Source organism: Micromonospora sp. NPDC049662 (genome assembly GCF_040675055.1).
Lineage (GTDB): Bacteria > Actinomycetota > Actinomycetes > Mycobacteriales > Micromonosporaceae > Micromonospora.
Genome location: NZ_JBFAOC010000113.1, coordinates 1 through 3,961, shown reverse-complemented (window position 1 = coordinate 3,961; position 3,961 = coordinate 1). Strand labels below are relative to the sequence as shown.

Genomic DNA, 3,961 nt, shown 5'->3' with positions numbered 1-3,961 from the left:
TTACACCCTACTTCGGGCACCAAAACGCCTTTTTGGCGGGGCGGGGGGGGGGAGCGGGGCGGGAGCGGGGGCGGGGGGCGGGTGGGGTGGGGTGGGGGGTGGCGGGTTTGTGCCATGGCGTGAACGCGCCGGGGGTCGGCGGGGTGGGACAGCGGGGCGTTGCCTTGATGCTGTGCTGCGTACCGCTCCTCGACACAAAGAGGTCATCGTGGCTCTGTCTCCCAGGCGTCGCCGATCCGGGCTGATCGCCCTCGGTACCGCCCTCGCTCTGACCGCCGGGTTCACCCCACCCGGCACGGGGGCGTCCGCCGCCCCGCCCGGCAATCCCACCCGCCCGACCGGCCAACCGCCCGCGGCCCCGGGTCGGGCGTCCACCGTCACCCTGATCACCGGGGACCTCGTCACGGTCACCACGGCGGCCGACGGCAGCACCGTCACGGCCGTTCGCCGGCCCGACGGCAGCACGCCGACCTTCCACCGCACCGTGCTGGACGGCGACACCTACGTCTACCCGGACGCCGCGCTGCCGTACGTCACGAGCGGCCTGGTCGACAAGCGGCTGTTCAACGTCACGGATCTGATCGCCGACGGGTACGACGACGCGCATACGAACGCGCTGCCGCTGATCGTCACCCTGACCGACGCCGCGGCCCGCGCCCGTACCCGCCCCACTGTGGACGGCTCCGAGCTGGTGCGGCCCCTGGACAGCGTGCGGGGCGCGGCACTGACCCGCCCGCGCGAGAGCGCCGAGAAGTTCTGGGGCGCGCTGACCGCCGACCCGGCCCGCCGGACCGGCGGAACCCCGACGCTCGCGAGCGGCATCGCCAAGGTCTGGCTGGACGGCCGGGTCCGGGGAGACCTCGCCGAGTCGACCGCGCAGATCGGCGCGCCGAAGCTGTGGGCCGAGGGCAACACCGCCGCCGGTGTGGACGTCGCCGTCCTCGACACGGGGGCGGACGCCGAGCACCCGGACCTCGCCGGCCAGATCGCCGCGTCCAGCAGTTTCGTGCCGGACGAGCCCGACATCCTCGACTACCAGGGACACGGCACGCACACCGCCTCGACGATCGCCGGCACCGGCGCCGCGTCCGGGGGCGTCGAGCGGGGTGTCGCCCCCGGCGCGCGGCTGCACGTCGGCAAGGTGCTCAACAGCGAGGGCGGCGGGCAGGACTCGTGGATCATCGCCGGCATGGAGTGGGCGGCCCGGGAGCAGAAGGCCCGGATCATCAGCATGAGCCTGGGTGGTGAGTCCACCGACGGCAGCGACCCGCTGAGCCAGGCCGTCGACCGGCTCAGCGCCGAGACCGGCGCGCTCTTCGTGGTCGCCGCCGGCAACAGCGGCCCGGCGAGCATCGGCAGCCCCGGCGCGGCGAACTCCGCGCTCACCGTGGGCGCCGTCGACTCGACCGACCACCTCGCCGACTTCTCCAGCCAGGGCCCGCGCGCCGGCGACGGTGGCCTCAAACCCGAGATCACCGCACCCGGCGTGGACATCCTGGCCGCGCGCTCGCACCTGGTGCGCGGCGGCTCCGGGGACTACACGCTGATGAGCGGCACCTCGATGGCGACTCCGCACGTGGCCGGCACGGCCGCGCTGGTCGCCGCCGCGCACCCCGACTGGACCGGGCAGCGCATCAAGGAGGCGCTGGTCAGCACCGTCAAGGCCACCCCGGACTACACCCCGTACCAGGCCGGTGCCGGGCGGGTGGACGCGGTCGCCGCCGTACACGCCACCGTCTTCGCCACCCCGAGCGCCTACTCCGGCTTCCAGGCCTGGCCGCAGCAGCCGGGTGCGACGGTCGACCGGACGGTCACCTACACCAACGTCGGCGCCGCGCCGGTCACCCTGAAGCTCGCCCTCGACGCGCCGAGCGCCCCGGCCGGTCTCTTCGCCCTCGCCGCCGACACGGTGACCGTGCCCGCGAACGGCACCGCCACCGTCACCCTCACCGCCGCGTACGACAAGCTTCCGGTCGAGAAGCAGGTCAGCGGCATGATCATCGCCACCGACGCCGCCGGTACGGTCCGCGGTCGCACCCTGATCGGGGCGAGCCGGGAGGGTCAGCGGCAGAACCTGACGCTGGTCGCGAAGGACCGGGACGGCAAGCCGCTCGCCGGCAAGGTCCTGCTCACCACCGATGGCCTGTTCACCGCCGTCGACCTGCCCGAGAGCGGCACCGCGACGCTGCGGCTGCCGATGGCGAGCTGGTCCGGTTGGATCACCGCCGACGTGCGCGGTGTGCACGGGCCGCGCTCCAAGGGCATGGCGATGCTCAGCTTCGTCGACGTCGACCTGAGCGCCGACCGCACCGTCGTCCTCGACGCGCGCAAGGCCCGGCAGGTGCGGGCCGAGGTGCCGCAGGAGGCCACCGCCACCTCGCTGCGGATGGACATCCACCGGTCCACCGGCAACAGCCTCACCGAGAGTCAGGTGCTGCCCGACGACTCGTACGACAGCATGTGGGCGTTGCCGACGGGCCGGGCGGTCACCGACGGCGAGTTCGAGTTCGGCGCGCGGTGGCGGCTGGAACAGCCGGCGCTGACCGTGGCGGCCGGCGGCCGGTCGTACGACGATCTGCTGGTGAAGCGCTCGACCCCGGCGTTGCCGGCGGGTCGGCGCCAGCTCGACGCGGTCTACGTCGCCGACGCGTCGGCGGCCGGGCTGGCGAAGCGGCCGGTCCGGGACCGGGCGGTGGTGGTCCGGCGCAGTGACACCGTGGACGTCGCCACCCAGGCGCAGGCCGCCGCGGCGGCCGGGGCGAAGTTGCTGCTGGTGGTCAACGACCGCGTCGGCCGGCTCCAGCCGTGGGACGAGTCGCTGTGGAGCCCGGAGATCCCGGCTCCGCTGACCGTGGCGACCCTCACCGCCGACGAGGGTGACCAACTCGTCGCGGCGTTGGAGCGCGGCCCGGTGCGGCTGACCGTCGAGTCGCACCCGGAGACGACCTACCTGTACGACGTGGTCCACCACTGGAGCGGCGCCGTGCCGGTCGACCCGACCTACCGGTTCACGAAGCGGCAACTGGCCCGGGTGGACGTGGAGTTCCGCAACTACCGGCAGGGCCGGGCGCTGGAGTTCCGCAACGACATCTGGAAGGGCTTCGCGTCCGGCAACCAGGAGATCGCACCGGCGCAGGGCCGACGCACCGACTGGGTGAGCGCCGACCAGCGCTGGCTCGACGACGCGTTCATCCCCGGGGAGACCGGGCAGCACCCGATGGCGGTGGCCACCTACGCGGCGAACAGGCCGAGCACGGTCACCTGGTTCGGGCCCATCCAGCGCCCCCGCATGGGTGGGAGCTACGTTCCCGTGCGCTACCTGGACACCGTCTACCTGCCCGCGCCCGGGTGGGGCGACGGCGGCGGGCACGTCGGTGAGGCGTACGCCAACTTCGACATGGTCAACCGGACCACCCTCTACCAGGGGGACAAGGAGCTGAACTGGGGTAACGCCGAGTACCTCCAGGTGGGCGGCCTGTCCGCGCAGCGGCTGCCGTACCGCCTGGTGGTGGAGAACGACCGGGCGGCCTGGACCAACCCGTACTCCCGGCAGACCCGCACCGAGTGGGGCTTCAGCTCGGCGGCCACCGGCACGGAGTCGGCCGAGGTGCTGCCGATGATCCAGCTCGACTACCAGGTGGCCATCGACCGCGACGGCACGGCGTCCCGGCGGGCGCCGCTCACCGTGGTCGCTTCCCACCTGGCCGGCGTCTCGGCGACGGTGGGTCCGGTCACCGTCGAGGTGTCCTACGACGACGGCAGGACGTGGCAGAAGCCGCGGCTCACCCGGCACGGTGACGGCTGGAGCGCCGCGCTGGACGCGCCGGCGAAGGCCAGTTTCGTGAGCCTGCGGACGACCGCACGGGACACGGCCGGCAACACCGTGAGCCAGAGCATCACGCGGGCGTTCGGCCTGCGGTAGTGCCGGACCGGCCGCCGGTCGGGGTGCGCGCGCATCCCG

1 protein-coding gene is annotated in these 3,961 nt (G+C 73.7%); it reads left to right on the top strand.

Annotated elements, in window-relative coordinates; all coding sequences use genetic code 11:
• The first annotated feature begins 208 nt into the window (after nt 1-208).
• Nucleotides 209-3,922 carry a S8 family serine peptidase gene (locus AB0J36_RS34295; RefSeq protein WP_363661590.1) on the top strand — a complete coding sequence of 1,238 codons (3,714 nt, stop codon included), beginning with the start codon at nt 209-211 and terminating at the stop codon, nt 3,920-3,922.
• Nucleotides 3,923-3,961 lie beyond the last annotated feature (39 nt).